This window comes from Haloferax sp. SDI50, assembly GCF_059802635.1.
Genome location: NZ_JBPULL010000001.1, coordinates 557,008 through 579,271, shown reverse-complemented (window position 1 = coordinate 579,271; position 22,264 = coordinate 557,008). Strand labels below are relative to the sequence as shown.

The 22,264-nt window shown below is 67.6% G+C and carries 32 protein-coding genes and 2 tRNA genes; 5 read left to right on the top strand and 29 right to left on the bottom strand.

Annotation, left to right across the window (positions count from 1 at the left end):
* Genes ACSR87_RS03060 through ACSR87_RS02980 form a run of 17 tightly spaced genes read right to left on the bottom strand, consistent with a single transcriptional unit; the run spans nucleotide 1 to nucleotide 8,959 of the window.
* Nucleotides 1–393, bottom strand: a complete 393-nt coding sequence (locus ACSR87_RS03060) for a 30S ribosomal protein S8 (protein ID WP_004042581.1) — start codon at nucleotides 391–393, stop codon at nucleotides 1–3.
* A gap of 3 nt (nucleotides 394–396) precedes the next feature.
* On the bottom strand, nucleotides 397–573 hold the full coding sequence (locus ACSR87_RS03055; protein WP_004042587.1) for a 30S ribosomal protein S14: 177 nt from the start codon (nucleotides 571–573) through the stop codon (nucleotides 397–399).
* Nucleotides 570–1,088, bottom strand: a complete 519-nt coding sequence (locus tag ACSR87_RS03050; RefSeq protein WP_498529452.1) for a 50S ribosomal protein L5 — start codon at nucleotides 1,086–1,088, stop codon at nucleotides 570–572. The genes ACSR87_RS03055 and ACSR87_RS03050 overlap by 4 nt, the downstream gene beginning before the upstream one ends.
* Nucleotides 1,085–1,828: a 30S ribosomal protein S4e gene (locus tag ACSR87_RS03045; RefSeq protein WP_008575832.1), complete on the bottom strand. Its 744-nt coding sequence runs from the start codon at nucleotides 1,826–1,828 to the stop codon at nucleotides 1,085–1,087. The genes ACSR87_RS03050 and ACSR87_RS03045 overlap by 4 nt, the downstream gene beginning before the upstream one ends.
* On the bottom strand, nucleotides 1,825–2,181 hold the full coding sequence (gene rplX, locus ACSR87_RS03040) for a 50S ribosomal protein L24 (RefSeq protein ID WP_004042593.1): 357 nt from the start codon (nucleotides 2,179–2,181) through the stop codon (nucleotides 1,825–1,827). The genes ACSR87_RS03045 and rplX overlap by 4 nt, the downstream gene beginning before the upstream one ends.
* Before the next feature lies 1 nt (nucleotide 2,182).
* Nucleotides 2,183–2,581, bottom strand: coding sequence for a 50S ribosomal protein L14 (locus ACSR87_RS03035; RefSeq protein WP_004042597.1), 399 nt, complete (start codon nucleotides 2,579–2,581; stop codon nucleotides 2,183–2,185).
* Complete coding sequence (locus ACSR87_RS03030) at nucleotides 2,581–2,925, bottom strand: 30S ribosomal protein S17 (RefSeq protein ID WP_013035359.1); 345 nt, start codon at nucleotides 2,923–2,925, stop codon at nucleotides 2,581–2,583. The genes ACSR87_RS03035 and ACSR87_RS03030 overlap by 1 nt, the downstream gene beginning before the upstream one ends.
* Entirely contained in the window at nucleotides 2,916–3,347 is a 432-nt protein-coding gene (locus ACSR87_RS03025; protein ID WP_498529451.1) for a ribonuclease P protein component 1, read from the bottom strand. The genes ACSR87_RS03030 and ACSR87_RS03025 overlap by 10 nt, the downstream gene beginning before the upstream one ends.
* Nucleotides 3,347–3,559 carry a 50S ribosomal protein L29 gene (gene rpmC / locus ACSR87_RS03020; RefSeq protein WP_004062417.1) on the bottom strand — a complete coding sequence of 71 codons (213 nt, stop codon included), beginning with the start codon at nucleotides 3,557–3,559 and terminating at the stop codon, nucleotides 3,347–3,349. The genes ACSR87_RS03025 and rpmC overlap by 1 nt, the downstream gene beginning before the upstream one ends.
* On the bottom strand, nucleotides 3,560–4,480 hold the full coding sequence (locus ACSR87_RS03015) for a 30S ribosomal protein S3 (RefSeq protein WP_498529450.1): 921 nt from the start codon (nucleotides 4,478–4,480) through the stop codon (nucleotides 3,560–3,562). It abuts the gene before it with no gap.
* Nucleotides 4,480–4,941, bottom strand: coding sequence for a 50S ribosomal protein L22 (locus ACSR87_RS03010; protein ID WP_004042608.1), 462 nt, complete (start codon nucleotides 4,939–4,941; stop codon nucleotides 4,480–4,482). Before ACSR87_RS03010 ends, ACSR87_RS03015 begins: the two co-directional genes overlap by 1 nt.
* Nucleotides 4,942–4,944: 3 nt before the next feature.
* The gene (locus ACSR87_RS03005; RefSeq protein ID WP_004042610.1) at nucleotides 4,945–5,367 is read right to left on the bottom strand and encodes a 30S ribosomal protein S19; all 423 of its coding nucleotides are present in this window, start codon (nucleotides 5,365–5,367) and stop codon (nucleotides 4,945–4,947) included.
* A 2-nt stretch (nucleotides 5,368–5,369) separates the two neighbouring features.
* Nucleotides 5,370–6,095 (bottom strand): 50S ribosomal protein L2, encoded by a 726-nt coding sequence (locus tag ACSR87_RS03000; protein ID WP_004042612.1) that lies wholly within the window; start codon nucleotides 6,093–6,095, stop codon nucleotides 5,370–5,372.
* A 2-nt stretch (nucleotides 6,096–6,097) separates the two neighbouring features.
* Nucleotides 6,098–6,349 (bottom strand): 50S ribosomal protein L23, encoded by a 252-nt coding sequence (locus ACSR87_RS02995; RefSeq protein ID WP_008575837.1) that lies wholly within the window; start codon nucleotides 6,347–6,349, stop codon nucleotides 6,098–6,100.
* Entirely contained in the window at nucleotides 6,346–7,092 is a 747-nt protein-coding gene (gene rpl4p, locus ACSR87_RS02990) for a 50S ribosomal protein L4 (protein WP_042663554.1), read from the bottom strand. Before rpl4p ends, ACSR87_RS02995 begins: the two co-directional genes overlap by 4 nt.
* 3 nt (nucleotides 7,093–7,095) lie before the next feature.
* A complete protein-coding gene (locus ACSR87_RS02985) occupies nucleotides 7,096–8,112 on the bottom strand; it encodes a 50S ribosomal protein L3 (RefSeq protein WP_004062414.1) in 1,017 nt (338 codons plus the stop codon).
* 4 nt (nucleotides 8,113–8,116) lie between these two features.
* On the bottom strand, nucleotides 8,117–8,959 hold the full coding sequence (locus ACSR87_RS02980) for a putative RNA uridine N3 methyltransferase (RefSeq protein WP_498531024.1): 843 nt from the start codon (nucleotides 8,957–8,959) through the stop codon (nucleotides 8,117–8,119).
* Nucleotides 8,960–9,248: 289 nt separating this feature from the next.
* On the opposite strand from ACSR87_RS02980, the gene ACSR87_RS02975 reads away from it, so the two are divergent.
* Together ACSR87_RS02975 and ACSR87_RS02970 are read left to right on the top strand one after the other, a co-directional pair.
* Nucleotides 9,249–9,319 (top strand) — tRNA-Gly (locus ACSR87_RS02975).
* A gap of 12 nt (nucleotides 9,320–9,331) precedes the next feature.
* Nucleotides 9,332–9,402 (top strand) — tRNA-Gly (locus ACSR87_RS02970).
* Between the two features lie 175 nt (nucleotides 9,403–9,577).
* Here the strand turns inward: ACSR87_RS02970 and ACSR87_RS02965 are convergent.
* From ACSR87_RS02965 to ACSR87_RS02945, 5 genes are all read right to left on the bottom strand, one after another.
* Nucleotides 9,578–9,868, bottom strand: coding sequence for a hypothetical protein (locus tag ACSR87_RS02965; protein ID WP_498529449.1), 291 nt, complete (start codon nucleotides 9,866–9,868; stop codon nucleotides 9,578–9,580).
* Between the two features lie 170 nt (nucleotides 9,869–10,038).
* The gene (locus tag ACSR87_RS02960; RefSeq protein ID WP_498529448.1) at nucleotides 10,039–10,290 is read right to left on the bottom strand and encodes a hypothetical protein; all 252 of its coding nucleotides are present in this window, start codon (nucleotides 10,288–10,290) and stop codon (nucleotides 10,039–10,041) included.
* A 76-nt stretch (nucleotides 10,291–10,366) separates the two neighbouring features.
* Nucleotides 10,367–10,651 carry a DUF7130 family rubredoxin-like protein gene (locus ACSR87_RS02955; protein WP_498529447.1) on the bottom strand — a complete coding sequence of 95 codons (285 nt, stop codon included), beginning with the start codon at nucleotides 10,649–10,651 and terminating at the stop codon, nucleotides 10,367–10,369.
* A 39-nt stretch (nucleotides 10,652–10,690) separates the two neighbouring features.
* A complete protein-coding gene (locus ACSR87_RS02950) occupies nucleotides 10,691–11,749 on the bottom strand; it encodes a YihY/virulence factor BrkB family protein (protein WP_115802877.1) in 1,059 nt (352 codons plus the stop codon).
* A gap of 92 nt (nucleotides 11,750–11,841) precedes the next feature.
* Complete coding sequence (locus tag ACSR87_RS02945; RefSeq protein ID WP_155821754.1) at nucleotides 11,842–12,009, bottom strand: hypothetical protein; 168 nt, start codon at nucleotides 12,007–12,009, stop codon at nucleotides 11,842–11,844.
* A 103-nt stretch (nucleotides 12,010–12,112) separates the two neighbouring features.
* On the opposite strand from ACSR87_RS02945, the gene ACSR87_RS02940 reads away from it, so the two are divergent.
* From ACSR87_RS02940 to ACSR87_RS02930, 3 genes are all read left to right on the top strand, one after another.
* Nucleotides 12,113–12,427, top strand: a complete 315-nt coding sequence (locus tag ACSR87_RS02940) for an MTH1187 family thiamine-binding protein (RefSeq protein WP_004062408.1) — start codon at nucleotides 12,113–12,115, stop codon at nucleotides 12,425–12,427.
* A 132-nt stretch (nucleotides 12,428–12,559) separates the two neighbouring features.
* The gene (gene mch / locus ACSR87_RS02935; protein ID WP_498529446.1) at nucleotides 12,560–13,492 is read left to right on the top strand and encodes a methenyltetrahydromethanopterin cyclohydrolase; all 933 of its coding nucleotides are present in this window, start codon (nucleotides 12,560–12,562) and stop codon (nucleotides 13,490–13,492) included.
* Nucleotides 13,489–13,980, top strand: coding sequence for a double winged helix-containing putative transcriptional regulator (locus ACSR87_RS02930; protein ID WP_498529445.1), 492 nt, complete (start codon nucleotides 13,489–13,491; stop codon nucleotides 13,978–13,980). The genes mch and ACSR87_RS02930 overlap by 4 nt, the downstream gene beginning before the upstream one ends.
* 40 nt (nucleotides 13,981–14,020) lie before the next feature.
* On the opposite strand, the gene ACSR87_RS02925 is transcribed toward ACSR87_RS02930, so the two are convergent.
* From ACSR87_RS02925 to nadA, 7 genes are all read right to left on the bottom strand, one after another.
* Nucleotides 14,021–15,625, bottom strand: a complete 1,605-nt coding sequence (locus tag ACSR87_RS02925; RefSeq protein WP_498529444.1) for a GTPBP1 family GTP-binding protein — start codon at nucleotides 15,623–15,625, stop codon at nucleotides 14,021–14,023.
* A gap of 142 nt (nucleotides 15,626–15,767) precedes the next feature.
* On the bottom strand, nucleotides 15,768–16,358 hold the full coding sequence (locus tag ACSR87_RS02920) for a J domain-containing protein (protein ID WP_498529443.1): 591 nt from the start codon (nucleotides 16,356–16,358) through the stop codon (nucleotides 15,768–15,770).
* Nucleotides 16,359–16,448: 90 nt separating this feature from the next.
* Complete coding sequence (gene pyrF, locus ACSR87_RS02915) at nucleotides 16,449–17,246, bottom strand: orotidine-5'-phosphate decarboxylase (protein WP_498529442.1); 798 nt, start codon at nucleotides 17,244–17,246, stop codon at nucleotides 16,449–16,451.
* 99 nt (nucleotides 17,247–17,345) lie between these two features.
* The gene (locus tag ACSR87_RS02910) at nucleotides 17,346–18,542 is read right to left on the bottom strand and encodes an MFS transporter (RefSeq protein ID WP_498529441.1); all 1,197 of its coding nucleotides are present in this window, start codon (nucleotides 18,540–18,542) and stop codon (nucleotides 17,346–17,348) included.
* Nucleotides 18,543–18,626: 84 nt separating this feature from the next.
* A complete protein-coding gene (gene nadC, locus ACSR87_RS02905; protein ID WP_498529440.1) occupies nucleotides 18,627–19,433 on the bottom strand; it encodes a carboxylating nicotinate-nucleotide diphosphorylase in 807 nt (268 codons plus the stop codon).
* A complete protein-coding gene (locus ACSR87_RS02900; protein WP_498529439.1) occupies nucleotides 19,420–21,021 on the bottom strand; it encodes an L-aspartate oxidase in 1,602 nt (533 codons plus the stop codon). The genes nadC and ACSR87_RS02900 overlap by 14 nt, the downstream gene beginning before the upstream one ends.
* Nucleotides 21,018–22,175 (bottom strand): quinolinate synthase NadA, encoded by a 1,158-nt coding sequence (nadA, locus tag ACSR87_RS02895; RefSeq protein ID WP_498529438.1) that lies wholly within the window; start codon nucleotides 22,173–22,175, stop codon nucleotides 21,018–21,020. The genes ACSR87_RS02900 and nadA overlap by 4 nt, the downstream gene beginning before the upstream one ends.
* Nucleotides 22,176–22,264 lie beyond the last annotated feature (89 nt).

Here is a 22,264-nt window from a genome sequence, read left to right as displayed (position 1 = left end):
CTAGTAGACGTAGGCGATGATCTGGCCACCGATGCCCTTCTCGCGGGCCTCGTAGTGGCTCATGACGCCGTGGCTCGTCGTGACGATGAGCGCGCCGTAGTCACGGGCGGGGAGGAATCGCTTCTCCCATTTCTCGAAGTCGTCGGCTCCGGCGGAATACCGGGGCTTGACGACGCCACAATCGTTGATTGCGCCTTTCAGTTCAACCTCGAACAGACCGGCCTTGCCGTCGTCGACGAACTCGAAGCCGTCGATGTACCCGCGGTCGTAGAAGACCTCGAGGACGGAGCCGATGATGTTGGAGGCGGGCTGGATCTCGTGGGACAGGTGTCCGACGCTCTCGGCGTTGTCCACACCGGAGAGCGCGCTACTGAGTGGGTCGTTGTCAGCCATTGCTTATCGGTACTTCTTGAATCCCATCTCGCGGGCGATCTCTCGGAAGCACTGGCGGCACAGGTTGATGTCGTACTTGCTGACAAGTCCCTGTTTTCGACCGCAGCGCCGGCACTCGTTCTCCTGGCCGGTGCGGCGGGACGCGTGCTCGCCCGTCTGTTCTGTTTCGCTATCGCTCATTCTTCAACCTCCACGTCGAACGTGGACTCGATGAACGCGACGGCGTCCTCGACGGTCATCCGGTGGGACGACGGAATCTGTCGAGAGTGCTTGTCGCGCTTTTTCACTCGGTAGCCGGGGCGGACGAGGTTGACCGTCACGTCCAGCCCGTAGATACCGATCTGCGGGTCGTACTCCTGGCTCGGGAACTCCGTGTGCTCTTCGACGCCGAAGCCGAAGTTACCGGTCTCGTCGAACGACGAGACAGAGAGGTCCGCGATGGGGAGTGCGGTTTCGAGGAACTCGACGGCGGTGTCACCGCGAAGGGTGACCTTCGCGCCGACGGGTTCGCCGCGGCGAACGCCGAAGTCCTGGGAGGCGCGGCCGGAGATCGTGCGAACGCTCTCCTGACCGGTGATCTCTTCGAGGATGTCTTCGGCCTTGGCGAGTTCGCGACCACCTTCGCCGACGCCCATGTGGACGACGACCTTCTCGATGCGCGGGTCGCGCATCTCGTGGAAGTCAGCCTCGCTCATTCGTCATCACCGCCGTCAGCAGCCTGACGTGCTTCGGACTCGTCGTCCGAACCCGTGAAGTTCTCGTCGATGACGACGACGTACTGTTCGACCGTCTCGAACTCGCCGTCTTCGGTCTCGACGACAACGGAGTTGTTCCCGCTGCCGGGCGTGACGATAATCTCGGTGATTTCGCCGATTTCGCCGGAGTGCCGCCCGTTGACGGCCGTGACGAGCGCGCCTTCCTCGTAGGGGAAGTGCGCGACGACGTCCTTCGTCTCGTTGTCGACGACGATGGAGTCCTTGCCGCTGTACTCCGAGGCGTCCTCGACGACGAGGGTCGCACCGTCGTGGAGCGTCAGCTGGAAGTCACCGCCGGTGACCTGCGTCTTGCTCACGATCTTGCCGAGACGGCTGGATGCCGAGTCGGCGTCGATGGGCGTCAGCGCCAGGCGGCCTCCCTCGTCGGGGAAGACGCGGTAGTACTCTTCTCGCTGGACGAACGCCAGGATGTCGAACATCCCGATGGGACGGCGGACGTCGGAAGCCACGTTGCCGTTGACCAGAATGCTCTGGTGGTTGAGGGCGTACTGGGCCTCCTTCTTCGAGTCCACGTAGCCGAGCACGTCGCGCAGGACGATGAGGAGGGGAACCCCCTCTTCGCCGTGCGGACCCGCTCCGGCCTTGACCGTGAACGTGCCTGTCTTGCGCTCGACCGGCCAGGACTTCGGTACGGACAGTCGCTTCTGGTGTCGAGTCATTCGTTATCCTCCTTGAGTCGGGCCTCGCGCACGTCGTCTTCGAGGTCCAGTTCCGTCACGCGGACGTTACTGGCCTGAAGGGGGCGTGGGACCTCCTCGCCGTCGGCTTTCTCAACGACGACACCGTCGACGTAGATGACGGCGTCGGTGAGGTCGACCTCGGTGACTTCGCTTTCTTCGCCGGCGAAGTCGCCGCGGAGCACCTCGACCGTGTCGCCCGCGTTGACGCGGACGTTACGGCTGCCGTACTCCTCGCGGAGGTCGGCCGACAGCGGTGCGCGGACCTGCTTTTGCCGCTCGTGGAGCGGCGCGTCGCGAATCTGGGTTCGCTGTTTGCGCGGTTGTCGAGTCATACTATACAATCATCGTAGCCGTCGATGCGATACTCCCGAAGCGCTCGGCGACTTCGCGTGCGACGGGACCCTTGATTTCGGTCCCGCGAGGCTCTTCCATCTCGTCGATGATGACGGCGGCGTTGTCCTCGAACTTCACACGCGTGCCATCGGGCCGGCGGATGGATTTCCGCTGGCGGACGATGACCGCTTCGAGCACCTGGCGGCGCATCTCGGGGGTACCTTTGGTGACCGAGACGGTCACCTTGTCCCCGATGCCTGCCTTGGGGTGGCGGTTCTTCGTGCCGGAGTAACCCGCGACGCTGATAATCTTCAGTTCACGAGCGCCGGTGTTGTCGGCGCACGTGACAAGCGAGCCACGGGCGACACCCTTGGTGATGTCCGCTTTGAGCGCTTCCATCACTCGTCACCTCCCATAATCTCGACGACGACGTGAGATTTCGTCTTCGAGAGAGGTCGGGTCTCCGCAATCGTTACTTCGTCACCGACAGCGACGTCGTCGAGCACGCCCGGCACGTGTGCCGGGATGCGGGAACGTCGCTTCATGTAGCGGTCGTACTTCGGAACGAATACGTCGTACTCCCGCTCGACGATGACGGTCTTTGCCATGTCCGTCGAGACGACTGTCCCCTCCAGGGTCTGACCCCGGACGGAGAGCGAGCCGTAGAACGGACATTTTTCGTAGTCGTAAGCCTCGGAATCGTCAGGTTCCGGAGGCATTGGAACGTCAAGTCCTATCGCCATTTCGAGTCACCTGTAGTTTCGGTGCGCAGGGCGGGTCGTGAGAGCAGTTGTGCGCCATCCACCGTAACGTAGGCCACGCCCTCGCAATTCCCCGAAGGGGAAGCCGCCGATGATGAGTCGGCGAGCCGATCAGACTGACTGGCATCAAATCCGCCAGTAGTATCCGACCGAAGTTTGGACGCGGTCCCCGACGCCTTCGTAGCGTCGGCGGCTTCATCTGTACGCGGAATCGCAAATTCGAAGGTCGCCCCTCGCTTTGGCACCTGCCGCACCCGAGACCCGTCGTCGACCATGAACGTGTGCATCGTCTCGACGACGATGCGACCGGCTATCCCGACGAGGTCGGGGTTCGCCGCGTCGACGACCTCCACGTGGAGGCCGTTGAGTTCGTGTCGCGTGAGGGTCTCGGGTGTCAGTGGCATTATTCTTCGTCGAGGTCGCCTTCTTCGCCCTGAATCGTCTTGATTCGGGCGATGGTCTTTTTCAGTTCAGAGACGCGGCCGGGGTTCTCCGGCGCGCCACCCGCGGCCTGCACGGCCTTCGCGTTGAGCAGCTCCGTTTCGAGCTCTTCGAGCTCGGCGGTGCGCTCTGCGGGCGTCATGTCGCGAATCTCTTCGGTGTAGAGGATCGCCATTTATTCTTCCTCCGTTTCGTCGTCGTCTTCGTCTTCCATCTCCGCGACGAGGTCGGCCGCCTCTTCGGCGACGTCTTCGTCGAGTTCTTCGTCGTCGTCGACGACCTCCTCGACTGCTTCGTCTTCCTCGTCGTCGGCTTCGTCGTCGACGACTTCTTCTTCGACCGCTTCGGCGGCCGCTTCCTCGACGACGTCTTCGTCGACTGCGTCCGTCTCGGCGTCGGCGTCGGCGTCCTCGGAGACGTCCGGAACCTCTTCCGGCTCCTCTTCGAGGAGGTCCTCGACGCTCTCGGTCTCTTCGATCTGTTCGACCGCGTCGGGGTTGGCGTCTTCCTCGACTTCGAAGTCGTCGGGGAGTCGCGCACCCGGCGGGATGATTTTGACCGTCACGCCGATGGTGCCGAGCTTCATGACTGCGACGCCCTGGCCCTCGTCGACGATCTCCTGTGCGGGCTCGCCGTTGTGCTTGATGTAGCCGCGGTTGAACTTCTCCACGCGGGAGCGAGCGCCCGTGACCTTGCCGGAGAGGACGATTTCGGCGCCGAGTGCGCCGGCGTCCATGATGCGGTCGATGGTCGTGTGACCCGCCTTACGGAAGTACCAGCCGCGCTCGAGCGCGTTGGCGAGGCGGTCGGCGACGATTCGGGCGTTGAGGTCCGGCTCGTCGACTTCCTGCACGTCGATCTGGGGGTCGTCGAGGTTGAATCGCTCCTCGAGTTCGCGGGTGACCTTACGGATGTTCTTCCCGCCTTTCCCGATGACCATCCCGGGCTTTTCGGCCTTGAGCACGATTTGGGTGCCCATCGGCGTCTTGGCGACGTCCATGCCGCCGTAGCCCGCTCGACCGAGCTCTTCCGCGAAGAACTCGTCGATTTGGGACCGCTGCAGTCCGTTCTCGATGAATTGGTGTTCGTCAGCCATTATTCCTCGACCTCTTCGATGATGAGTTCGACGTCACAGATTGGGGTGTTCCACGGGTCCGCCCGACCGAAGGCGCGGGGCTTGCGACCCTGACGCTCGCCGACCTTGTGGGCGGCGACGTGCTTGATCTCCATGGCCGGTCCGTCGAAGCCCTGTTCGGTCGCGTTGTTGCGAACGTTTTCGAGGAGTTCGAGGAACGCCTTGGACGCCTTCTCGGGGTACCGTCCCGCGTCCCAGCCGTCGATGTCGCTTCGGTGACCGACGCCGGAGTTGTGCTGCTTGAACGGAACCGACCGCTCGCCGTCGATGACGGCTTCGAGGTACTCCTCTGCGTCGGCGACGGGCATCCCCTTGATGGCGCGGGAGATGGCCTTGCTGTGCTTGATGCTGATGGGCCGGTCCCGGAGCATACCCTTGGCCGTGGTGTCCGGGTCGGCCTCGACGCTGTAGTTGATTCCCATGGTTTACTTGAGGGGCACGAACTTCGAAGACCGGGTCGCGCCGATACCGGCCTGACCGTGCTCGACCGAGCTACGGGTCAGCTGGAACTCGCCCAGGTAGTGGCCGATCATCTCGGGCTGAATCTGGGTGCGCTCGAACTCCTGACCGGTGTAGACGGCGAAGGTGAGACCGACGAATTCGGGGAGAATCGGCATGTCGCGCAGGTGCGTTCGAATGGGCGCGTTAGCCGTCTCCTCTTCCGTCTTGTCCTGAGCCTTCGCGAGCAGCTTCTCGTGCTCGGCCGACAGGCCTCGGGTGATGGTTCGCCGCTGACGAGCGGGGAGCAGTTCCGCGACCTCGTCGAGCTCCATCTCCTGCAGCTCGTCGAGCGTGTAGCCGCGGTAGGTGAACTCACCTTCGCGGCCGGTGCGGTATTGCGTACTCATGGTTACTTACCTCCCTTGCCACCGCGACCGGTGCGTTTGGAGGCGATGTCACCGACCTTCCGGCCCGGCGGAGCGTTCCGCGAGACGGACTTCGGCTGACCGGGGTGCTGCCGGCCGCCGCCACCGAACGGGTGGTCGACGGCGTTCATAGCAACACCACGCACGCGCGGCCACTTGATACCGCGCGCTTTCATCTTGTGGTACTTCTTCCCTGCCTTGACGAACGGCTTCTCCGTGCGGCCGCCACCGGCGACGACGCCGATGGTGGCTCGACAGTTGGGGTTGAGGCGCTTGACCTCGCCCGACGGGAGCTTCACGATAGCGACCTTGCGGTCGTGCGAGAGCAACTGCGCGCTCACGCCGGAGGCGCGGGCGAACTTCCCGCCGTCGCCGGGCTGGTGCTCGACGTTACAGACGGGAACACCCTCGGGAATCTCGGCGAGCGGCAGCGTGTTGCCGGGCTTGATTTCGGCGGAGACGCCGATCTGAAGCTCTTCGCCGACGCTGATGCCCTCGGGCGCGAGAATCATGCGCTGTTCGTCCTCGAACTCGACGAGGGCGATGGGCGCGCTGCGTGCGGGGTCGTGCTCGATGCCGACGACCGTTCCCGAGATGGTGTCTTTGTCTTCGGACTTCTTGTGCGACAGTTCGGCCTTGTAGCGGTGCGACGGCGCCCGGAACGTGGACGTACCGCGACCGCGACGCTGGCCCTGAATTCGGCGTCCCATGGTTAGAACACCCCGATACGCGACGCGACTTCCTGCGCGTCGTCGTCTTCAGAGAGACGAACTGTTGCTTTCTTTTTGCCTTTCATCGTGACCTGCGTGTTGACCTTCTCGACGGCCACGTCGTAGCGCGACTCGACTTCCGACTTGACGTCGGACTTGGTCGAGTCGATGTGGACGATGAACTGGAGCTTGTTGTCGAAGTCCATCTGGTTCATCGCCTTCTCCGTGACCAGCGGGTGTTCGATGATGCTCATCGTTCTGCGACCTCCTCGAGCGCGCTCTCGGTGAAGAGGGTGAGACGACCGGCGTGGGTGCCGGGCGCGAGGTCCTCGGCGGAGACGTTCGCCGCGGTGGCGACGTCGACGCCGGCGAGGTTGCGAGCCGCCTTCGAGGGCTCGTCGGCCGTCACGAAGAGGATGGACTTCGGACGGGTGTACTTGCGACCGCGGAGCTTGCCCTGGCCGCTCTTGACCTTCTTGTTCTCCTCGGAGCGCTCGATGTCGTCGTAGACGCCGAGCGACTGCAGGAGGTCGACGACCTCCTGCGTCTTGACGAGGTCCTCGAAGTCGTCGGAGACGACGAGGGGGAGCTCGACGTCGTCGTCGAAGCGGTGACCGCGCTCGGCGACGAGCTCGGAGTCCGTCGTGGCGGCGAGCGCCGAGCGGACGGCGAGCTTACGCTCCTTCGTGTTAATCTCCTTCCCCTGGTCCTTCTCGGCCTTCGGCGGGTGAGCGCGACGGCCGGAGACGGCGTGCGGGACGCGTCGGGCGACGCCGTTCTGGCGTGGGTCGTGGGACATCCCACGGCCGCTGCCCATGGACTCTGCCGGGGTTCGAAGTCCGGCGTAGGGGTCGGCACCGTACGGCTGTTTTCGGTTTGCCTGCGCGGCGATGACGGCACGCTTGATGAGGTCCGGACGGTAAGCCGTCTCGAAGACCTCGGGCAGGTCGATGCTGCCCGCGTCGTCGCCGTTCAGGTCTCGGATAGTTGCCTGCATGGTTTAACCCTGGTTCGATGCGGTAGAGACGTAGCGCACCTCGGGGTCGAGGCGCGGCTGGTCGTTCGGCCGGATGGCCGGGCGGAACCGCAGAAGGCGCTTGTTGGGGCCCGGCAGCGAGCCCTTGATGAGCGCGTACGAGCCGTCGACCTCGCCGTAGTTGACGAAGCCACCTTCGACGGAGGCGTCGTCGCCCTCACCGAGGTCGATGAGGCGCTTGTTGAGCTCGGTGCGCTGGTGGTAACCAGTCTGGCCGAGCTGCGGAACCGTAGAGCGGACACGGGACGGGTTCCAGGGGCCGAGGTTGCCAATACGGCGTCTCCAGCCCTGGCGGGCGTGCTTGCCCTTACGCTTCTGGACGCCCCATCGCTTGACGGGACCCTGCGTACCCTTACCCTTCGTGACACCCGCGGCGTCGAGGTACTCGCCGGCGCGGAACACGTCGGACATCTCGTGTTCGCCGCCCTCGGCAACGAGGTCGAGGGCGAAGTCGGCGCGCTCCACCATGGAGCCGCCACCGACGCGAGTCTCCATCACGTCGGGCTTCTTCTTGGGCACGTTCGCGAGCTCGGAGGGCACCGTGTGCGTGATGACGCGGAGGTCATCGACTTCGCCGGCCTCGACGGCCTCGCGAAGCGCGTCGGCGTCCGAGTCGAACGTGTCTTCTGCCGGCAGGTCGAGGACGCGGTCGAGTTCGTCGTGGAACTCGCCCGCCCAGACCTCGGTCTGCGGCTTCATACCGTACGGCGTCTGCTCGTAGGCGCGAAGGGCGACGGCGCGCATCGGCGGCGTCTCGACGACGGTCACCGGGACGGACTCCTCCATTCCTTCGCGGGGGGAGTCTGCCTCGTCGTTGACCATCATCACGTGGGTCATACCGGCCTTGTAACCGGCGAAGCCCTGCAGCGCGGGGGAGCCGTCGTCGGACGGCCACGACTTGATGCGTGGAACCTCCTTGACTGCTCGCTTGCGCGGGCTGAAGCCCATCGAGCCTTTTCGTGGTCTGCTTGGTTGTGGCATGGATTCACTCCGTGAGTGTCAGGGGAGAGAGGGAGGCGAACATCGCTTCCTCCGTTCGCACGACCTCGCTGCCCTGTCGCGGAATCGTATTGAGCCAGAGGTCGAACCCCGGACCAACGGAAGGTTCGACGTCTGCAACATCCTCGGGAGACATCCCGAGCATGTCCGGAAGCCCACGGCCCGGCGACCCGAAGACGACGGTCATGCCGCCGGCATCGGTGATGCGGGCCGTCAGGTCGTCCAATGTGGGGACCGACAGCGGTTCGCCATAGCGAGACGTGGCGATTCGCACGCCCGCATCCGGCCTGCCGAGTGCTTCCGTGAGGTCCATGCGGGATACGTCGAAGCCCGGAAGGGGCTCGTCGACGATCCGCGCACGGACCGGTTCTCGCGAAGAGATCCTGACAGCGACGCGCTCTCCCTCTGTGAGGTCCATCCCGGGAGGGACGAACAGGGAGATCGGGTGTTGCATTCCGCAATTGACCCGAACGCGGTCGTCAGGTCCGACCTCGGTCACGATTCCTTCTCGCAACGCGGGCGACTCGTCGGAGTCGTCCGCGGTCGTAGACGCCACGAGAACGGGCGGCAGGATACCAGCGTAGCGGAGTTCGTCGCGCTTGCCCCAGACCTCCTTGCGGAGGTAAGGAGGCGTCGCGGCGTACCGAAGTACGGTTTCGACGAACTCGCCGCCCCAGTTGTTCTCGCCGTCTTCGTCGGGGAAGACGACGAGTTCGTTCGCCCGGAAGACCGCCGCCGCGCGGGCGACGTAGCCGAGTTTGCGAGTTGCCTCGCGTTTGTCTTCGGCTTCCCGGACGAGTGAGGACGGCACGAGTACGCTGAGTTTCATGCCGGGTTCATCCTCGTCTCGTCTAGACTGTGGCGTTTCTACCGGGGGCCTACCTAAAAGAGTAGCGAATCCATTCTGGGGTGATAGAGCGTCCCACGACCCAGTTTGCGGGGGATTGGCGAACGTCGCGTGGTACATAATTACACGGCCGGCGACAGGTCGTCGAAGGCGAATCTCACGTGGTAGCAGGTGGCGCGCCGTCGCCCGATTTCTCCCCCGTTTCGCAAGTCTTATTTATCAACCCGACACTATCGAGTAACGCAGCAGCACGCCACGATACACACGGACTGCGCTGGTAGTGTAGTGGTATCACGTGACCTTGCCATGGTCACAACCTGGGTTCAAATCCCAGCCAGCGCACTTCCACCACATGCGTCGGTAGTGTAGTGGTATCACGTGACCTTGCCATGGTCACAACCTGGGTTCAAATCCCAGCCGACGCACTTCTACCGAACACGAACCTCCGAGGGACCGCTGTGTCTCTCGGTCTCGTGAGGTTGTGTGTGAGCCGCTGGGATTTGAACTAGCGAGCGAACGCGAGTGAGCGAGTGGAGTTCAAATCCCAGCCGACGCAGTTCTCTGACCTCAACTCAGTCAGCGACGCGCCCCCGGAAACTCTCACGATTCGTCCCGCGCCCGCCACCACCAGACCATCGCTCCCACGCCGACGACGAGGACGACGACGGCGAGCGCGTCGAGAGCGTAGTTAAGAGGCGTGCTCGTCGGCACGGTCCCGGACTGGGTCACCTGCAAGAGGGCGTACGAGAGCCACGTGAGACACATCCCGACGAGGAGAACCGTCCGCGTGCCGGAGAGCTTCCCGCGCCGATACTGTACGGCCGTGCCCGCGAGGAGCAACAGGTACGCGACGAGCAGGGGAACGCCCCCGAGGTCGGCGAGCACGCTCATCATTCGGTCGGGAACGTCACGAGGGCGATGCGGTCGGCGGCGACGACACCGGTCACACGCGCAGTTCGGGAGGGCAGACGAACCATACGTCACGTCCGCAGGGAGTCTACTAAGTAGTTGACACTAATGCCCGAGCGGACCGTCCCGGCCGCGCACGCGTGGGCGAAGAATCAGTACCCGAGCGTGTCGACCGTCTCGATTCGCTCGATGCCCTCGAGTTCGCAGAGGTCGGAGACGGCCGACTCGGCGAGCGAGACAACGACGCCGCCGAACTGGAGTTCGCGTTCGAGGCTGCCGCCGAGGGACTCGACGCGGCTTTCGAGCGCGGTACGGGCGTCGTCCGCGGGTTCGACGCGGAGTGCCGCGACCTCGTCGTCGAGCGGGTCGTCGCGCATGCGACGGACGGGGTGAGAGAGATACATACCCGCGGGTCGTCGCCCGGCGGGAAAACGGTCGCGGTCGGCCGGTGGCCGGCCGCCTTCGACCGAGGGAAGCGGGTCAGTCCTCGGTGAAGTAGAACAGCGCCTCGCGGCCCGCGCCACAGTCGGGACACGCCGCCGGGAACGCCGTCAGCGACCCGAGTTCGCCGCAGTCGTCGCAGCGCCAGACGAGTCGCGCCTCGCCGAAGTCCTTCTCGGGCAGTCGCTGATGTTCGACGACGGTCGGCGGTCGAACCGCGCGAGACGCCGTTTCGGCGGTCGTCTCGACGGCCTCCCACCGCGCTCGTTCGTCGTCGAGCGGTTGCGCCGGCTCGGTCGGTCGCGCAGGTGTCTTTATTGCCATAGTGTCGCATACGCACGCCAGTCGCATAAACGCCCGTCGTCACTCCTCGTGACTGTCAGGCCACGAGGACCATCTGAGTTCCAGTCTGACGGGTCCCTCCGGGAGGAAACGGCTGGTCTCGGTGTCGGTGACGACCCGCTCTGGGCGGGGGAGCGTGACGGACTCGTCGCCGACGCGGAGCGTCAGGTCCTCGTCGGGAGCGGCCGCAACGAGGCGGTCGAGTCGTTCGATGGCCGCGGTCACCTCGCCGCGAGTCACCGCATCGGTCTGCGAATCGAGGGGGACGCCGCCGAACAGCGGGCGGACGTTCACGTCGCGCGAGCGGTTCGACAGCACCGCGTTGACGGCCGCGCCGAGGAGGATGACGAGCCCGCTGAAGTAGAGCCACGTCAGGAGGACGAGGATGCCGGCGACGACGCTCGACTCGGGGGCGCGGCTACTGAACTCGACGTAGAGCCGGAACAGCGACTCGAACGTCGTCAGCCCGACGGCGGCGACGAGCGTTCCGGGAACGACTTCGAGGGAGGTCACGTCCTCGTCGGGGAAGATGTAGTACATCGGGTAGAACGTCACGAACAGGACGGCGACGAGGAGGCCGCGGTAGACGACCCAGCCGAGTGCGCCGTCGAGCGCCGGGAGCGCGGACTCGATGAGCGCGCCGGCGACGACGGCGAGCGAGACGGTGACGAGCACGACGATGCCGTCCGAAAGCTGGTCGGCGAAGGTGTTGGCCGCCTCCGACTCGTAGATGTCCGAGAAGGCGGTGTCGAGACCGCGGAAGATGCGGAGCGTCCCCCACACCAACACGAGCGCCCCGACGACGGAGAGGCTCGCCAGTTGGGTCGACGACTCCAGTTCGGCGACGATAACGTCGCCCGCGCCGGGGGTCAGGACGGACTGGATGACGGCGATGACGCCCTCGCGGAGACCGCTGTCGCCGGTGGCGGAGACGGCTGCAAGGACGAGCAGAAACAGCGGTAACAGCGAGACGAACGCCCCGTAGGCGATGCTTCCCGCCATGAAGGTGAGCCGCTCGGTGCGCACCTCGTACACGATAGCCCGGCCGAGCGTGAGCGCTCTCGTCATGCGCGGATTCATGGGCGCTGATACGTCGGCAGACGAGAAAAGCGCGCTGCGCGGTCGGGTCAGCGGTGGCGGCTGTCGGTGGTGGCGGCCCTCGGCGGTGGGAGCTACCGACGGGCGGCGAAGACGGCGACCGCCAGCCCCAACACGGCACCCGTCACGGTCCACTCCACCGCGTAGCCGACCGCTCCGCCGATGGCCGAGCCGAGAGTCACCCCGCCGGCGACGTTCGCTCCCGCGACGAGCGCCATCCGAGTGAGTTCGCTCTGGAACATATCGGAATCTGTGGCTGTTCGAGGGGATAGCCTCGTCGGTTCCGTCGTCGATTCGGCCGACAGGTCACCCCGTTTTACTACCGCGTGGCGCGTTGGTTCGGCCATGACAGTCATCGCCATGTTGAGCGTCGCACCGGTCGTCGAAGGGAGCATGTCGGGCGAGGTCGCCAAGGCCGTCGCGGCCCTCGACGACTTCGAGGTGTCTTACGAGACGAACCCGATGGGGACGGTCATCGAGGCCGACGACATCGACGAACTGCTCGCGGCGGTCGGCGCGGCCCACAAGGCGGTCGACGGCGACCGCGTGAGCACGTTCCTGAAGATAGACGACAAGCGCACGAAAGACCAGACGGCCGCCGACAAGGTCGACGCCGTCGAAGCCCATCTCGGACGGGAAGCGAGAAGCGACCGCGAGTAGCGTCGCGGCTCACGGTCACGGCCCGCGGACCCGCCGCGCGGGTCCGGCGTTCGAGACACGAGACACGTCCACGCGACCCGCAGCAGTGGGTGACTGACAAACCCTTTAGCCGAAGGCGCGCAATCGCCTCGCATGGACAGCATCAATCGGATGGCCATCGAACTGGTCGACGAGGCACTCGACTTCGCCGGAGAGCTCGGCATCGAGGGCTACGAACTCGACTCGGGTGCGACGGTCATCGACTTCGGCGTCGACGCCGACGGCGGTGTCGAAGCGGGGATGCTCCTCGCGGAGATTCAGACCGCGGGTCTCGCCACGGTACAGACGCGGATGAGCGAGGTCGCCGGCACGCCCCGTCCGCACGTCGAACTCTCCACCGACCGCCCCGCGCTGGCCCTGCTCTGTTCGCAGAAGGCCGGCTGGGAGCTCACCTTCGACGACTTCGACGGCCTCGGCTCCGGACCGGCGCGCGCGCTGGTCGGCGAGGAAGAGGAGTTCCACCACCTCGGCTACTACGACGAGTTCGACCTGACGGTCCTCGCCGTCGAGAGCATCGACCTCCCGACCGACGAAGTCGCGGAACACGTCGCGGAGACGACCGGCCTCGAACCGAGCGCCGTCTTCCTGCCGACCTACGCGACCGGCTCGCTCGTCGGGAGCGTCACGGGCGCGGCCCGCGCCGCCGAACTCGCCGTGTTCAACCTCTTCGAAGCGGGCTACGACCCGACGAACGTCCTCTCTATCAACGGCTCCGCCCCGCTCGCGCCCGTCAGCTACGACGAGAGCGTCGCCATGGGCCGGACGAACGACGCCGTCGCCTACGGCGGGCGCGTCCACGTCACCGTCAGCGAGGACTTCGACGAGTTCGACCGCGCGATTTCCACGGCCGGCCCGGACTACGGCGTCCCGTTCGAACAGCTGTTCGAGGACGCCGACTGGGACTTCGGCGCGGTCGACCCCGACGTGTTCGGCCCGGCGCAGGTCACGGTCGACGTGGTCAACGGCCCGACGTACACCCTCGGCGAGACCGACGAGGACGTGCTCGCCGACTCGTTCGGGCTGTGAGGCGCAAGCCGGTCCCGCCCGCGCCGGACGCCCTCGACCGGCTGTGGGACGCCCACCGCGCCGTTCCGCTGATTCCGGGCTCCGAAGACGACTGCTGCGGCCGAGTGGCGACCCGACTCGACGTGACGCCCGACGAGGGGCGCGACTGGCTCGTGTTCTGTCAGTCGCTCGGGCTCGCCCGCGAGGTGAGCCGCGGCTTCGAGCGCGTCCGCGACGACCCCGACCCAGACGACCTGCGGCGCGCGTTCGAGGAGAACGTCTTCGGCGCGCGCGAGGTGCTTGACGCGCTCAACGACGAGTCGATGTCGGCGGACGCGGTGTTCGACGCGTTCGAGCCGACCGTGCCGAACTGGGAGCGCCACCGCGACCCGGAGGGGTGGGAGTCGCGCTGGCGCGACAGAGTCGCCCGCCTACTCGACTGGGCGGTGCTGTTCGACGCGGCGGCGAGAAAACCGGACGGCTACGCCGCGGTCGAGGAGTCAGTCTGACCGCCAGCGGGGACGAACTCGAATCGCCGCCCGTGCGATTCTAGTCGACTTTCGTCACGGTGCCGACGCCCTTCGACCGGCCCTCGCGGAAGACGAATCGCTGGCCCTCCTCGACGAAGTACGAACGGAATTTGAACTCCACGCGAGTCGTGCCGGTGTCGCCCGGCAGGAGTCGTCCGCCGTCGGGGTGGAAGACGGCCGCCTCGGAGATGGTTTCGAGGTGGACGACCGGCTCGTAGCCCTCCTGAATCCGCGTCGGGTGGTTGAGCACCATCACGTCGGCCTCGAACTCGCGGACCGCCGTGGGCTCCGCGTCGGCCGGGAGGAGCACCATCCCGCGTTCGATTTCGGACTCGCGGACGCCCTTGAGCGCGATGCCGACGATGCGGCCGGCGTTGGCCCGGTCGACCCGGTGGTAGTGCATCTCGATGGAGCGGACCTCGACCTCGCGGAACTCGCCGTCTGACATCGGCCCCAAGAGGAGTTCGTCGCCGGCCTCGACAGCCCCGGAGTTGACCGTGCCGGAGGCGACCGCGCCGACGCCCGTGACCGAGTAGGTCCGGTCGATGTACATCTTGAAGTCGCCCTCGGCGGCGCTGCGCTTCGGGAGCGACTCGAACAGCCGGTCGAGGTCGCCGAGGCCGTCCATCGTGACCGCGCTCGTCGGGAACAGCGGGACGACCGACTCGCTTATCTCCTCGACGGCGGCCTCGACGCCGTGGCGCTCGACGCTCAGGGGCGTCCGGCCCACGTCGCGGAGGAGTCGCTCGACCTCGCGTTCGACCTCGGCGGCGCGCTCCTCGGAGACGGCGTCGATTTTCGTGATGGCGACGACCGTCGGCAGCTCCATGGCGAGCAGGATGCCGAGGTGTTCGCGGGTCGTTCTCGTCGGGCCGTCGTCGGCGGCGACGACGAGCAGGCCGTAGTCGAGGCGCTGGCCGACGAGGCCGCGAATCGTCGTCCGGAGCCACGGTTCGTGGCCCACGGTGTCGACGAACGACACCAGCCGGTCGGCCTCCTGGACGATTTGCGCCCGGTCGGACTTCCGGTGAGGGTTGCGCATATGGACCGGGCCGTCGTCGGAAAAGCCGTAGACGGCGTACGAGAGGTCCGCCGACAGGCCGCGTTCGACCTCGTGGGGTTGCACGTCGAGGAACGACCGCGTGCTTCCGTTGCCGTTGTCGGCCTGTCCGGTCACGAGCGACCCGACGAGCGTCGATTTGCCGTGGTCGACGTGCCCCGCGGTGCCGACGACGATGTGGTCGTCGTCAACGTCGAGCATCGCGCCCTCGCGGACGGTCGCCACGCCGACGAGGCCGCGTTCGGCCGAGTCGCCGACGCCCCACGTCTCCACGTCTTCGATGTGCGCCCCGGCCTCCTCGGCCAGAAGCGACAGCACGTCCATGGTCTCGGAGAAGTCGTCCGGCGGGATGCCGGCGATGCCGCCGTCGTCGGTGACGCCGACCACGTAGGTCGCCACGCCGTCGCCGGAGAGCACTCGGTGTCTGAGTTGGGCCGCGAGCGACTCCATCCGGCCGTCGGACAGGTGAACGGCGCGGGTGAGGCGTTCTTTGAACTCGACGTTTCCGCCTTCTTCCTCACCGCGCTCGAGGGCCTCGTCCAAGAGAGCCCGATCCGCGCTCATGGAAGCGGGTAGGAAACCGACCGTGAAAACGCTTTCCGCGGTAGCGATTGTCATGAGAACGTACCGCAATCGAGACGGCGTCGGGCGCGGACGCGACCGTCGAGGCCCATGAGGGTCGAATGCGAACGAAACCGAGCCACGCTCAGTCGGTCAGACGCTCGTAGGCGCGGTTGACGCGCTTGAACGCCTCCTCGTCGCCGGTCTTCGAGTCCGGGTGGGTCTCCTTGACCCGCTCGCGGTAGGCCGCTTTCACGTCGTCCGCGGAGGCGTCGCCGTCGAGGTCGAGCGTGTCGAGGGCCTGCTGCCGACTCATGCCGCGCCGCGGCGGGCGGACGCTCGGCCCGTCACCGCGGGTTCGCTGTCGCCGGCGGCGGTCGCCGTCGAATCCGCCGTCGGGACCGGCGTTAGGGCCGAACCGCCCGGCACGCGGACCCTCTTGTGGGTCGCCGCGCGGGCCAGCGCCGAAGCCACCGGTCTCCCGGCGGTCGCCTCGCCGTCGCTCCGACCGGAAACCGAACCCGCCGCGTCCGGCGTCGGCGCGGACGCGCGTCCGGCGGAACCGCTCGTGGAGGCGGCCGCTGACGTGGGCGTACATGAAGTACGTCGTCGCGCCGAAGGGGACGGCGACGAACAGCAACAAGAGCTGTCGGTAGGCGAACGCCAACACGACGAGGAGCATAGTGATGCCCGCGAACACCGCCGCGAGCCCCATGACGAGTCGGTCTCGGTCCACGGGCGCAGTTAGGGGGCCACGGTGGTAAACGTCTCGCCGGGCGGCGACCGCCGGACGATTCGGCCGGGAGAATCGACCGCCTGCGTCGCCTCAGCGGTACTGGTTCAGCCGCTTTTTGAGGCGCTTTGCGGCCTGTCCGGCGGCCTTGTCGAAGTCCTCGCCGCTGTCTTCGCCGGCGAAGATGATGCCGCGCGAGGAGTTCACGAGGCCGACGCCGTCCGCGAGGCCGAACTCGACGGCGGCCTCGGCGTCGCCGCCCTGCGCCCCCACGCCGGGGACGAGGAAGGGCAGGTCGGGCACCTGCTCGCGGAGGTGTTCCAGCTCCTCGGGGCCGGTCGCGCCGACGACGAGGCCGACGTTCCCGTGTTCGTTCCAGAGGTCGCAGAGCGCCGCGACGCGCTCGTAGAGGGGTTCGCCCGAGTCGAGTTCGAGCGACTGGAGGTCCGCGCCGCCGGGGTTCGAGGTGCGACAGAGGACGAACACGCCCTTGTCTTCCCGCGAGAGGAACGGCTGGATGGAGTCGCGGCCCATGTAGGGGTTGACGGTGATGGCGTCGGCGTCGTCGAGCAGGTCGGCGTACTTGCGGGTCGTGTTGCCGATGTCGGCGCGCTTGGCGTCCAAGAGGACCGGCACGCCCTTGCCGTGGGCGTAGGCGATGGTCTCGCGCAGGGAGCGCCAGCCGTCTTCGTCCTCGTAGAACGCCGCGTTCGGCTTGAACGCCGCGGCGTGCTCGTGGGTCGCGTCGATGATGCGGCGGTTGAACGCCCAGCGCGGCAGGTCCTTGTCGAGCAGGTGGTCGGGGATGCGGTCGATGTCGGCGTCGAGGCCGACCGAGACGACGCTGTCTGTCGCCTCGATGCGGTCGCGGAGGTCGTCGAAGAAGCCCATTGCCCGCGAGTGCGACGACCGACAGTAAGGGGTTTTCCCTTCGGCGTGGGCGGCGGGCCTCCCACGAACCGAGCGCGCTGGCCGCCCCACCCCGAACCCTCAGACGGGTCGCTCGACCGTCCAGAGGAGGCCCGCGCCGACGACGAGCACCCCGCCGAAGAGCGCGAGCGCGCCGGCCGGCGAGAGGGCGTCGGCGACGACCCCGCCGGCGAGTTCGAACGGGACGACAGCGAGCGAGTAGAGCATCCCGGCGGCCGAGAGGACGGTTGCGCGGCCGACCGAGTCCACCCGGTCGTTGACGTACTGGTTCCCGAGGACGGACGAGACGTTCGTGACGCCGCGGGCGACCGCGAACGCGGGGAAGGCCAGCGGCCCGAAAAGCGGGACCGACGCGTAAGCGACCGCGAGCACGAGCGGCGAGGCGAGGAACCACCGGCGGACGCCGACGCGGGATTCGACCCAGCCGGCGCGGAACGTCGCCGCGGCCGCGACGAGCGAGAACAGCGCGTAGGAGGCGCTGACGGCGGTGTTCGTCGCAGACGCGGGGACGCCGAGGTCGAGCGCCACGTCGCGGAGAATCGGCTGGTCGAAGATGTACACCATGTTGGCGACGCCGAACAGGAGCGCGAAGTAGGCGACGAAGCCGCGGAGCGGGGGGCGCGAGAGCTTCTCGCGGATGACCCGAAGCGCCGTCCGCGGCGTGAAGTCGCCGCCGTTGGCTCCGGTCTCGGGGACCGACAGCAGAATCGGGACGCCCAGCGCCGTCACCGCGGCGGTGGCGAAGAAGGGGACCGCGTAGTTCGTCGCGTCGGCGAGGAGGCCCCCGGCGAGGGTCGTCACCGCGCCGATTGCGAGGCCGACGCCGGTGGCGCGCCCGCGGACGGCGGCGAACTCGTGGGTCTCGTCGGTCTCGGCCAAGAGGTCGTAGAGCCACGCGTCGTCGCTGCCGGACCGGAACGTCTGGCCGACCGCCCACGCGCCGTAGACGACCGCGAGTTGGAGAAACGTCTCCGACAGGCCCATCGCCGCGGTCGAGACGGCGATGACGGCCGTGCCGAGGGCCATCGCGCTCCGGCGGCCCAGCCGGTCGCCGAGGTAGCCGGTCGGTATCTCGGCCGCGACGAGCGCGAGCCACCAGACGCTGTTGAGCGCGCCCACTTCAGCGAACGAGAGGCCCCGCGAGCGGACGAACAGAATCCAGATGGCAGTCGTGAACGAGACGAACTCGGTCGTCTTGTAGGCGTAGTACTTCGCGACCGGAGAGCGCAGCCGGGCGGTGACGGGCCACGAAGTCATCGTCCCATGGTCTCGACACGACGCAAAGAACGTGTGGATTCGACCGGCGGCGGCGGTGTCCGGGTCGAGCGAAACGCCCGCCGCTCACCCGGTTCGGAAGGAGACGTCGGCACTCGGCGCGCTGTGGGTGAGCCACCCCATCGACACCACGTCGACGCCGGTGTCGGCGTAGGCGGGGAGCGTCTCCGGCGTGATGCCGCCGCTGGCCTCCGAGATGACGCCTTCGGGGAGTCGGGAGACGCCCTCGCGGACCGCCTCGGGCGGGAGGTTGTCGAACAGGACGATATCGGCCCCGGCTGCCGCGGCGCGCTCGCCCATCTCGGGCGTCTCGACTTCGACTTCGAGTTTCGTCGCGAACGACTTGCGCGCGGCGAAGCGGCGGACGGCCGCCTCCAACCCGAGTTCGGCGATGTGGTTGTCCTTGACCATCACCATCCCCGAGAGCGTGAGGCGGTGGGTGTCGCCGCCGCCGGCGACGACGGCGCGCTTTTCGACGCCGCGGAGGCCGGGGGTGGTCTTGCGGGTCGCGGCGACCCGAACCGAATCGGAAACCTCGCGGGCGGCGGCGACGGCCTCGCGGGTCGTGGTGGCGACGCCGGAGGCGTGGCCGACGACGTTGGCGGCGACGCGCTCGCCGCGGAGGACGTTCCGGGCGTCGCCGTCGACCCGCAGGACTTCGTCGCCCGATTCGACCGCGTCGCCGGCCGCGACCGCTTTCTCGGCCTCGACGCCGAGGGAGTCGAAGACGGCGACGGCGGCGTCGAGACCGGCGGCGACCGCCGGCTCTTTGGCCACGAGTCGCCCGGTGGTGTCGCCGGGCACGTCGTTCGTCACGTCGCGGTGGCCGACGTCCTCGGCCAGCCAGCGCTCGACCGTCTCAGTCGTCAGCACTCGGCGTCACCCCCCGTCCGGCGTCGTCGCTTCCGTCGCTTCCGTCGCCCCCATCGCGTCCGTCCGGGTCGACGAGCGAGTGACAGCCGGCCGATGGCGCGTCGGCGGCCGCGCGGGCGACGAGGAGCGACGAGACGCAGGCGTTCCGGAGTTCGTAGACGGACCGCGAGACGCGGGTGCGGGCGTAGGCGTCGACCTCGCCCTTCAGGCGACGGAGTCGCGCTCGGGCGGTGTCGAGGCCGTCGGGCGTGCGCTCGATGCCGACGAGCTCGTCCATCGTCCGCCCGAGGCGGTCGAACTTCGCGTCCGCGAAGGCGTCGGGGAGCGCCGGGTCGGAGTCGCGCGGCGGCGCGTACTCGACGGTCTCGGCCTCGTCGCGACCCCGGTCGGCCGCCGTTTCGCCGGCGCGGACGCCCCAGACGAGGCCTTCGAGCAGGCTGGTCGAGGCGAGTCGGTTCGCGCCGTGGACGCCGGTGCGGGCGCACTCGCCGGCGGCGAACAGCCGAGGGAGGGAGGCCCTCCCGCGGTCGTCGACGGCGACGCCGCCGCAGAGGAAGTGCTCGCTCGGCGCGACCGGGATGCCGGCGTCGAGGTCGACGCCGCGGTCGTCGCAGAGCGCCGCGAGGTCGGGGAACTCATCGCGGAAGTCGAGGTCGGACACGTCGAGGACGACGCGGCCGGACCGGTCGCGGGCGCGGGAGACGGCGCGGGCGACCACGTCTCGGGGGGCGAGTTCGGCGTCGTCGTGCACGTCGGGCATGAATCGGCGGCCGTCGGCGTCGCGCAGGGTCGCGCCCTCGCCGCGAACGGCTTCGCTGACGAGGAACGGTCGCGCGTCGTCGTCGGCCCGTGGGTCAGTCCGGGGGTCGTACGCGGTCGGGTGAAACTGCACGTACTGCATGTCCGAGACGGTCGCGCCGGCGAGCGCGGCCATCGCCACGCCGTCGCCGGTCGCGCCTGCGGGGTTGGTCGAGCGGGCGTAACAGTCCCCGATGCCGCCGGTGGCGAGGACGGTCGCCCCGGCGAAGACGGGTTCGACCTCGCCGTCCGCGAGGACGGTCGCGCCGCGGACGACCCCCTCCTCGGTCAGGAGGTCAAGCGCCATCGCGTCCTCCACGATTCGCACGCCGTCGCGGGCCGAGAGGTGCTGAAGGAACGGCCGGAGGACGTGCGCGCCGGTGCTGGCGTCGACGTGGAGGATGCGGCGGCTGGAGTGGCCCGCCTCGCGGGCGAGGTCGAAGGTGTCGGTGTCGGCGTCGGCGTTGGCTTCAGTACCGTCTCTCGCCGCGTCGAACTCGACTTCGAGCGTGTCCAACAGCACGTCCTCGACGACGGCGCGGGACTCGGAGACGAGCGTCTCGATCGCTTCGGGGTCGGCGGTGTCGTCGCTCGCCCGGCGGATGTCGGCGGCGAACTCGTCGGGCGCGGACTGAGTGACGGCGATGCCGCCCTGCGCCCAGTCGGACGCGGCGTCCTCGGGTTCGGTCGCCTTCGTGACGACGAGCACGTCGGCCCCCTCGCGGGCGGCGGCGAGGGCGGCGGCACAGCCGGCGATGCCGGAGCCGACGACGAGCACGTCGGCCTTCATAGTTCGAGCATGCGGTCGAGCGCGACCGCGGCGAGTTCCTTCTCCTCGGGCGCGACCTCGACGACGTTGGGTTCGCGGCCCGCGGCGAGCTCTTCGAGCACCCACGTCAGGTAATTCGGGTCGACCTGTCGCATGGCGTTGCAGTCCATGCAGGCGTCGCCGCAGAGGGGCCGCACGTCGACCTCGGGGTGCCAGCGCGCGAGGTGTCGGGCGAGGTGGACTTCGGTGCCGATGGCCCACGTCTCGCCGGGGTCGGCGTTCGCGACGACGTCGCAGATGTGGCTGGTGGAGCCGACTTCGTCGGCGGCCGCGACGACGCTCGGGCGGCACTCGGGGTGGGCGACGACCTTCGCGCCGTCGGCCTGCGCTTCTTCGACGTGGTCGAGGCGGAAGCGCTCGTGGACCTGACAGTAGCCGTCCCAGAGGATGACTTCGGCGTCACCGAGCTCCGGGATATCGGGGTCCACCTCGCCGGCAGCGCCCATCGACTCGGCTACGTCGCCGGCCCACGGGTCCCACTCGACCACCTCGTCGATGCCGAGGTCGTCGGCCGTGTTGCGCCCGAGGTGCTTGTCGGGCAGGAACAGCACGGCGTCGCCGCGCTCGAACGCCCACTCGAAGGCGTCGGCGGCGTTCGAGGAGGTGCAGATGAGCCCGCCGTGGGAGGCGCAAAAGGCCTTCAGGTCGGCGTAGGAGTTCATGTACGTCACGGGGACGATGTCCTTGCCGCCGGACTCCTCGACGAGCGTCTCCCACGCGGAGTCGACCTGCACGGCCTCGGCCATTCCGGCCATCGGACACGACGCCTCCATCGACGGGAGAATCACCGTCTGGTCGTCGTCGGTGATGATGTCCGCGCTCTCGGCCATGAACGTCACGCCGGCGAAGACGACGTACTCGGCGTCCGACTCGGCGGCGCGCTTCGAGAGCTCGTAGGAGTCGCCGACGAAGTCCGCGTGCTCGACGATTTCCCGGCGCTGGTAGTTGTGTCCGAGCACGATAACTCGGTCGCCGAGCTCCTCGCGGGCGGCGGCGATTCGCCGGGAGCGGGCGGCCTCGTCGAGGCCGCGGTGGCTCTCCGGCAGCTGTTCGAGCGTGTCGTATTTGAACAGGCTGAGCTCCGACTCGAACCCGACCGACTGTAATTCAACCACGATTGGTCACCACGGTGGAAGTCCAATCATCGGGCCTTATTGAAAAATATTTTTCTTCAATACTCGCTACTCACGCGTAGATATTCCCT

Bases quoted from the DNA above. Each gene is read 5' to 3' on its own strand.
- ACSR87_RS03060 (WP_004042581.1), bottom strand. From the start codon at position 393: ATGGCTGACAACGACCCACTCAGTAGCGCGCTCTCCGGTGTGGACAAC.
- ACSR87_RS03055 (WP_004042587.1), bottom strand. From the start codon at position 573: ATGAGCGATAGCGAAACAGAACAGACGGGCGAGCACGCGTCCCGCCGC.
- ACSR87_RS03050 (WP_498529452.1), bottom strand. From the start codon at position 1,088: ATGAGCGAGGCTGACTTCCACGAGATGCGCGACCCGCGCATCGAGAAG.
- ACSR87_RS03045 (WP_008575832.1), bottom strand. From the start codon at position 1,828: ATGACTCGACACCAGAAGCGACTGTCCGTACCGAAGTCCTGGCCGGTC.
- rplX (WP_004042593.1), bottom strand. From the start codon at position 2,181: ATGACTCGACAACCGCGCAAACAGCGAACCCAGATTCGCGACGCGCCG.
- ACSR87_RS03035 (WP_004042597.1), bottom strand. From the start codon at position 2,581: ATGGAAGCGCTCAAAGCGGACATCACCAAGGGTGTCGCCCGTGGCTCG.
- ACSR87_RS03030 (WP_013035359.1), bottom strand. From the start codon at position 2,925: ATGGCGATAGGACTTGACGTTCCAATGCCTCCGGAACCTGACGATTCC.
- ACSR87_RS03025 (WP_498529451.1), bottom strand. From the start codon at position 3,347: ATGCCACTGACACCCGAGACCCTCACGCGACACGAACTCAACGGCCTC.
- rpmC (WP_004062417.1), bottom strand. From the start codon at position 3,559: ATGGCGATCCTCTACACCGAAGAGATTCGCGACATGACGCCCGCAGAG.
- ACSR87_RS03015 (WP_498529450.1), bottom strand. From the start codon at position 4,480: ATGGCTGACGAACACCAATTCATCGAGAACGGACTGCAGCGGTCCCAA.
- ACSR87_RS03010 (WP_004042608.1), bottom strand. From the start codon at position 4,941: ATGGGAATCAACTACAGCGTCGAGGCCGACCCGGACACCACGGCCAAG.
- ACSR87_RS03005 (WP_004042610.1), bottom strand. From the start codon at position 5,367: ATGAGTACGCAATACCGCACCGGCCGCGAAGGTGAGTTCACCTACCGC.
- ACSR87_RS03000 (WP_004042612.1), bottom strand. From the start codon at position 6,095: ATGGGACGCCGAATTCAGGGCCAGCGTCGCGGTCGCGGTACGTCCACG.
- ACSR87_RS02995 (WP_008575837.1), bottom strand. From the start codon at position 6,349: ATGAGCATCATCGAACACCCGCTGGTCACGGAGAAGGCGATGAACCAG.
- rpl4p (WP_042663554.1), bottom strand. From the start codon at position 7,092: ATGCAGGCAACTATCCGAGACCTGAACGGCGACGACGCGGGCAGCATC.
- ACSR87_RS02985 (WP_004062414.1), bottom strand. From the start codon at position 8,112: ATGCCACAACCAAGCAGACCACGAAAAGGCTCGATGGGCTTCAGCCCG.
- ACSR87_RS02980 (WP_498531024.1), bottom strand. From the start codon at position 8,959: ATGAAACTCAGCGTACTCGTGCCGTCCTCACTCGTCCGGGAAGCCGAA.
- ACSR87_RS02965 (WP_498529449.1), bottom strand. From the start codon at position 9,868: ATGAGCGTGCTCGCCGACCTCGGGGGCGTTCCCCTGCTCGTCGCGTAC.
- ACSR87_RS02960 (WP_498529448.1), bottom strand. From the start codon at position 10,290: ATGTATCTCTCTCACCCCGTCCGTCGCATGCGCGACGACCCGCTCGAC.
- ACSR87_RS02955 (WP_498529447.1), bottom strand. From the start codon at position 10,651: ATGGCAATAAAGACACCTGCGCGACCGACCGAGCCGGCGCAACCGCTC.
- ACSR87_RS02950 (WP_115802877.1), bottom strand. From the start codon at position 11,749: ATGAATCCGCGCATGACGAGAGCGCTCACGCTCGGCCGGGCTATCGTG.
- ACSR87_RS02945 (WP_155821754.1), bottom strand. From the start codon at position 12,009: ATGTTCCAGAGCGAACTCACTCGGATGGCGCTCGTCGCGGGAGCGAAC.
- ACSR87_RS02940 (WP_004062408.1), top strand. From the start codon at position 12,113: ATGACAGTCATCGCCATGTTGAGCGTCGCACCGGTCGTCGAAGGGAGC.
- mch (WP_498529446.1), top strand. From the start codon at position 12,560: ATGGACAGCATCAATCGGATGGCCATCGAACTGGTCGACGAGGCACTC.
- ACSR87_RS02925 (WP_498529444.1), bottom strand. From the start codon at position 15,625: ATGAGCGCGGATCGGGCTCTCTTGGACGAGGCCCTCGAGCGCGGTGAG.
- pyrF (WP_498529442.1), bottom strand. From the start codon at position 17,246: ATGGGCTTCTTCGACGACCTCCGCGACCGCATCGAGGCGACAGACAGC.
- ACSR87_RS02910 (WP_498529441.1), bottom strand. From the start codon at position 18,542: ATGACTTCGTGGCCCGTCACCGCCCGGCTGCGCTCTCCGGTCGCGAAG.
- ACSR87_RS02900 (WP_498529439.1), bottom strand. From the start codon at position 21,021: ATGAAGGCCGACGTGCTCGTCGTCGGCTCCGGCATCGCCGGCTGTGCC.